The sequence below is a fragment of the Faecalibacterium sp. OF04-11AC genome (assembly GCF_003460645.1).
Taxonomy (GTDB): Bacteria; Bacillota; Clostridia; order Oscillospirales; family Ruminococcaceae; genus Faecalibacterium; species Faecalibacterium prausnitzii_I.
Genome location: NZ_QTVP01000053.1, coordinates 1 through 5,377, shown reverse-complemented (window position 1 = coordinate 5,377; position 5,377 = coordinate 1). Strand labels below are relative to the sequence as shown.

Annotated in this window: 5 protein-coding genes, 1 other RNA gene and 1 pseudogene; 4 read left to right on the top strand and 3 right to left on the bottom strand. The window is 60.9% G+C overall.

Features of this window, described 5'->3' with window-relative positions:
- Positions 1-124: 124 nt before the first annotated feature.
- The 3 genes from dnaX to pta form a co-directional block, all read right to left on the bottom strand.
- Positions 125-1,318: a DNA polymerase III subunit gamma/tau gene (gene dnaX / locus DXA70_RS13370; protein WP_243001427.1), complete on the bottom strand. Its 1,194-nt coding sequence runs from the start codon at positions 1,316-1,318 to the stop codon at positions 125-127.
- A 77-nt stretch (positions 1,319-1,395) separates the two neighbouring features.
- Positions 1,396-1,495: signal recognition particle sRNA small type (gene ffs, locus DXA70_RS13365), an RNA gene on the bottom strand.
- Positions 1,496-1,654: 159 nt separating this feature from the next.
- Positions 1,655-2,680 (bottom strand): phosphate acetyltransferase, encoded by a 1,026-nt coding sequence (pta, locus tag DXA70_RS13360; RefSeq protein ID WP_128118745.1) that lies wholly within the window; start codon positions 2,678-2,680, stop codon positions 1,655-1,657.
- Positions 2,681-3,008: 328 nt separating this feature from the next.
- On the opposite strand from pta, the gene DXA70_RS13355 reads away from it, so the two are divergent.
- The 4 genes and pseudogenes from DXA70_RS13355 (at position 3,009) to DXA70_RS13340 (ending at position 5,346) form a co-directional block, all read left to right on the top strand.
- Positions 3,009-3,290, top strand: a complete 282-nt coding sequence (locus DXA70_RS13355; RefSeq protein ID WP_128118744.1) for a type II toxin-antitoxin system RelB/DinJ family antitoxin — start codon at positions 3,009-3,011, stop codon at positions 3,288-3,290.
- Positions 3,268-3,558, top strand: coding sequence for a type II toxin-antitoxin system YafQ family toxin (locus DXA70_RS13350; RefSeq protein WP_112147803.1), 291 nt, complete (start codon positions 3,268-3,270; stop codon positions 3,556-3,558). Before DXA70_RS13355 ends, DXA70_RS13350 begins: the two co-directional genes overlap by 23 nt.
- A gap of 66 nt (positions 3,559-3,624) precedes the next feature.
- Positions 3,625-4,190 (top strand): annotated as a pseudogene (locus DXA70_RS13345) (uracil-DNA glycosylase).
- 67 nt (positions 4,191-4,257) lie between these two features.
- Positions 4,258-5,346, top strand: coding sequence for a hypothetical protein (locus DXA70_RS13340; RefSeq protein ID WP_243001426.1), 1,089 nt, complete (start codon positions 4,258-4,260; stop codon positions 5,344-5,346).
- The last annotated feature ends 31 nt before the right edge of the window (positions 5,347-5,377 follow it).

The following is a 5,377-nucleotide window of genomic DNA, read 5'->3' as shown; positions in this document are numbered from 1 at the left end:
GGGGGCAGTAACCACCGGGGCCGGGGCGACCGGACCTGCTGCACCGGGGCCGCGGGGGCGCTCGGGGGCAGTAACCACCGGGGCCGGGGCGACCGGACCTGCTGCACCGGGGCCGCGGGGGCGCTCACAAAGGGTTGCGGCTGGGCCTGTGCGGCCGCAAAGGGCTGGGGGGCCTCCGGAGCAGGGGCGGCAGAGGCACGGGCCGGAACGGCCTGTATCGGCTGCGCCACGGGCTGCAGCGGCTCTGCCAGATTGACCAGCGCCAGTTCCAGCTCAATGCGCTGGTCGCTGCCGCGGGCCATGTGCTCCAGCGCGTTGCCCAGCAGCCGGATGGCCGGATGGGTTCCCGCTGGCCCAGCGCCGGGCCTTTTTGCAGATAGAGGGCTTCTTCCTCGGGCGAGACACCGGTCAGCAGCGCCTGCCCGCCGGGCAGGGCCGCCAGCATCAGGGCCCGGTAGTGGGCAATGAGCTCATCCGTCAGCCGCTTGATGTCCACCGAGTCCTGCTGCCGCAGCTGGGCCAGACAGGCCAGCGCCGTGGCGCCATCCTGGGCGGCAATGGCGTCCGAGATGCGGAACAGGTAGCTCCGGTCGGTCACGCCCGCCATCTTGCGGACAACGCTGGCGTCGATCTGGGAGGTCACACCCGCGCAGGTGTCCAGGATGGACAGCGCATCGCGCATGGCACCATCCGCCAGGCGGGAGATAAGCTCCGCGCCCTCGGTGGTCAGCTGCAGGTGCTCCTCCCCGGCGATGTACTCCACCCGCCGGGCAATGTCCTCCGGGACGATGCGGGCAAAATCATACCGCTGGCAGCGGGAGAGGATGGTCTCCGGCACTTTCTGGATCTCGGTCGTGGCCAGGATGAAGATGACGTGGGCGGGCGGCTCCTCCAGCGTTTTGAGCAGGGCGTTGAACGCCGCCGTCGAGAGCATGTGCACCTCGTCGATGATATATACTTTATACCGGCACTCGCTGGGGGTGTAGGCCGTCTCATCCCGCAGGCCGCGGATATCGTCCACGCCGTTGTTGGAGGCCGCGTCCATCTCCACCACGTCCAGGATGCTGCCGTCGTCGATGCCGCGGCAGATGGAGCACTGGCAGCAGGGGTCGCCGTCGTGGGGGTTGAGGCAGTTGACCGCCTTGGCAAAGATCTTGGCGCAGGTGGTCTTGCCCGTGCCGCGCACGCCTGTAAACAGGTAGGCGTGGCCAACGCGCCCGGCGGCCACCTGGTTGCGCAGCGCGGTCACCGTGCCGTGCTGGGCCACCACATCCTCAAACCGCTGGGGTCTCCACTTGCGGTACAACGCGCGATACATCCGGCTCTCCTCCTTTGACAATAAAAAATCGGACAGCGCTGACGGGGTTTGACCCCCGCCTTGCGTAACTCGGCATACGGATGCAGGCTGACTGAAACGCACGGGGCGCGCCGCTTAAGGCTGCTTGGTTCCCCACCTGACCTGGTTCACAGCGGCCCCATCGTACAGGGCCCGCATCCGTATGCCGAACCACGCAGCAGGCGCTGTCCGACATGACACATCTTTGATGTGCTTGGTTATTGTATCATACTTTGGGGCAGATTGCAAGAGGGCAGCAAAAGAGCCCCGCCGGAAAAACTCCGGCGGGGCTCTGATATCCGTCTAGCAGGTAATCAATCAGGACTGGCAGGCAGTGATCAGGCTCATCTTGTAGACCTCGTCCGCGTTGCAACCGCGGGACAGGTCGTTGATGGGAGCGTTCAGGCCCTGCAGGATGGGGCCGTAAGCAGCATAGCCGCCCAGACGCTGTGCGATCTTATAGCCGATGTTGCCGGCCTCGATGCAGGGGAAGATAAAGGTGTTGGCCTGGCCAGCGACCTTGCTGCCCTTGCACTTGACCTGAGCGACCTCGGGAGCAACGGCAGCGTCAAACTGCAGCTCGCCGTCCACAGCCAGCTCGGGGTCCATCTCCTGAGCCTTGATGACTGCATCGTGGCTCAGAGCAACGGTGCCGCCCTTGCCGGAGCCCTTGGTGGAGAAGCTCAGGACAGCCACTTTCGGGTCGATGCCGAACAGCTTTGCAGTCTTGGCGGTCTCGACAGCCACCTCAGCCAGCTTGGAAGCAGCGCTGACCTTGACTTCGCCGGTAGCCTTGTCCACAGTGTCGGTGTAATCGATGTTGACAGCGCAGTCGCCCATGGCAATGCGCTTCAGGCCCTCTTCGCCGCAGTCGCGGTCCAGGATGAAGCAGGAGCTCACCAGATGTGCGCCCTTCTTGGTCTTGACCAGCTGCAGAGCGGGGCGGATGGTGTCAGCGGTGGAGTAGGTAGCGCCGCCCAGCAGGCAGTCGGCCTTGCCCATCTTGACCAGCATGGTGCCGAAGTAGTTGGACTTCTTCAGCAGTGCGGTGCACTCCTCAGCGGTCTGCTTGCCCTTGCGCAGCTCGACCATGGTGTTGACCATCTCATCAAAGCCTGCATAGTTCTCAGGGTCGATGATCTCAGCAGCAGAAATATCAAAATTGCCAGCAGCAGCGGCAGCCTTGCACTCTGCCTCGTTGCCGACCATAACCACTTTCAGCACGCCCTCAGCCAGCAGCTTGCTTGCGGCCTCCAGGATGCGGGGGTCATTGCCCTCGGTAAAAACGATCGTCTTGGGGTTCGCTTTCAGCTGGGCTACCAGCGGTGCAAACATATCAGCCATTGTGATTACCTCCGAAATAACTTTTGCAATTTTTCCTGGGTGCACAGGAGCACCCTCTTTTTTATTCTAGCACAGAGTCAGAAAACTTCAAGACAAAACCGCAATTTTGTGGTATATTTATTCCAGAAATTCATCACAGGTTTGTGAAATGTTTGTCATTTAATTTGTTAAGAAACAGACGATGCTTCCCCCGTCGAACTGTTTTACGGGCTATAACCTCTTTCTTTTTCCGTTCTATATTTTGCATGCACATCATGCGCACAACATGTTGACATTTCTCTCAAATATGCTATATTGATAATAGAATACTTGTATGGAGGTTTTCGATATGGCAAGAACAAGCACCAATATCAGTCTTGACCCGGAGCTTAAGCGTTCCAGTCAGGAATTGTTTGCCGACCTCGGCATTGACCTTTCCACCGCGATCACTCTTTTTCTCAAGCAGTCTCTCCGTGTCCAGGGCCTTCCCTTTGCTGTCACTCGGGAGAATCCCAATGCAGAAACGGCAGCCGCGCTGAACGAGTATGTCGAGATGAAAGCACGCCCAGAAAAGTATAAGCGCTACGCTTCTTTTCAGGATGCCATGAATGAGGTACTCTCGGATGCTTGATGTCGTTCTTTCCAACCGCTTCAAGAAAGACCTCAAGCTCGCTGCCAAACGCGGCCTTGATCTGGATGCGCTCAACGCCATCGTCGATCAGCTTGCCGCCGGGCAGCCTCTGCCGGACAAAAACCGTGACCATGCCCTGACCGGTGATTATATCGGCTTTCGCGAATGTCATATCCGGCCGGACTGGCTTCTCGTTTATCGTGTCGATGGGGAAGACTTGATCCTCTTTCTTTTCCGCACCGGCAGCCACACCGATCTATTCGATTGAACCGACAGCAGGCAGTTCCCGGACTGTCTGCTTTTTGTCATTTTATAAAGAGTAAGGAACGAAGCTATGGATCTTGAAACGTTACGCACCCAATGCCTCTCCTGCACCCGTTGCCCGCTGCACACCACCCGCACCAACGTGGTGTTCGGGCAGGGCGTACCCACGGCCGAAGTGCTGTTTGTGGGCGAGGTCCCGGCCAGAGCGAGGATGAGCAGGGCCTGCCTTTTGTGGGCCGCAGCGGCCAGCTGCTGGATAAATACCTGTTTGCCATCGACCTAGACCGGAACCAGAACTGCTACATCGCCAACATCGTCAAGTGCCGCCCGCCCCAGAACCGCGACCCGCTCCCGGCCGAGAGCGAGGCCTGTATGCCCTGGCTGCGGGAGCAGTTCCGCCTCCTGCAGCCCAAGATCGTGGTCTGCCTGGGCCGCATTGCCGCCCAGCGGATGATCCGGGCGGATTTCTCCGTGACCAAAGAGCACGGCACCTTTATTGAAAAAGGCGGCATCTGGTTCATGGGCACGTTCCACCCCGCCGCCCTGCTCCGCCAGAAGCAGAATAAACCGGACGCCTTTGCGGATTTCCTGGCCCTGCGGGAAAAGATCGGGCAGGTGTGCGAGCACACTTACTGATCCATGGAGGAAACACAATCCGCCCCCGCTTTTGCATAGCTTTATAGCAAAAGCGAGGTGTTCTCTCATGATGCAGACCACGAGCAAAACCGTTGATTTCTTCCTTGGTGCCACCACGCCCGCCGGGTTCAAAGGCTATTTTGAGCCCCTGCGGCGGGAGCCGGGGATGCAGATGTATCTCATCAAAAGCGGGCCAGGCTGCGGCAAATCCACCCTGATGAAGCAGCTGGCCCAAAAGGCCGAGCAGCAGGGCCAGTCCATTGAGCGGGTGCACTGCGCCAGCGACCCGGACAGTCTGGACGGGGTGGTGTTTCTGGGGCGGCGGGCCGCCATCGTGGACGCCACCGCGCCCCATGTATTGGAACCGGACGCCCCGGGGGCTGACGAGATCGTTGTCAGCCTCTATCACACCATCCGGGCCGAGGCCCTGGCTCCCCACCGCGAGGAAGTCAAAGCCCTGTTCCGGCGCAACGCGCAGCTGCGGGCCCGGGCCGCGCGATATGTAGCCTCCGCCGGGAGTTTGCTGCTGGACAGCCGCCGGGCCGAGGCCTGCAGTACCAACTTTGAAAAAGTCCGCCGTTATGTCAAGCGGCTCTGCACCCGGGTGCTGCCCCGGTGCCCGGACGACTGCTCCCCCAGCGAGGAGCTGCGTCTGCTCTCGGCCATCACCCCCAAGTGGATGGTCTTTTACAAGGGCACCGTGCAGGCTCTGGCCGACCGCTGCATCGTCTTCCGGGATGATTACGGGGCCGTCTCCCGGCTGCTGCTGGAACTCATCCGGGCCGAAGCGCTGGCCCGGGGGTATCACATCATCACCTGCCCCTGTGCCATGCACCCGGAGGATAAGATCGACCACATTCTCATCCCCTCCCTGCGGCTGGCATTCCTCACGGACAACAGCTGGCACCCGGTGCAGCTGCCCGGCGTGCAGGCCGTGCGGTGCACCCGCTTCCTGGACCGGGAGAATCTGGCCCGGTGCCGGGCCCGGCTGCGGTTCAACGAGCGGGCCGCCAACGAGCTGCTGGAACAGGCCGTTGCCCTGATGGCACAGGCCAAAAGCTGCCACGATGAGCTGGAAACCTACTACCGCGCGGCGGTGGATTTTGAGGCCGTCAATGCAGAGGTGCAGAAATGCGCTGAGATGCTGCAACTATGAGGATATGTTCTCTTTTGTCCCCAAAAGAGAA

Excerpts from the sequence above, each read along its gene's own strand:
- dnaX (WP_243001427.1), bottom strand. The coding sequence starts at position 1,318 with ATGTATCGCGCGTTGTACCGCAAGTGGAGACCCCAGCGGTTTGAGGAT.
- pta (WP_128118745.1), bottom strand. The coding sequence starts at position 2,680 with ATGGCTGATATGTTTGCACCGCTGGTAGCCCAGCTGAAAGCGAACCCC.
- DXA70_RS13355 (WP_128118744.1), top strand. The coding sequence starts at position 3,009 with ATGGCAAGAACAAGCACCAATATCAGTCTTGACCCGGAGCTTAAGCGT.
- DXA70_RS13350 (WP_112147803.1), top strand. The coding sequence starts at position 3,268 with ATGAGGTACTCTCGGATGCTTGATGTCGTTCTTTCCAACCGCTTCAAG.
- DXA70_RS13340 (WP_243001426.1), top strand. The coding sequence starts at position 4,258 with ATGATGCAGACCACGAGCAAAACCGTTGATTTCTTCCTTGGTGCCACC.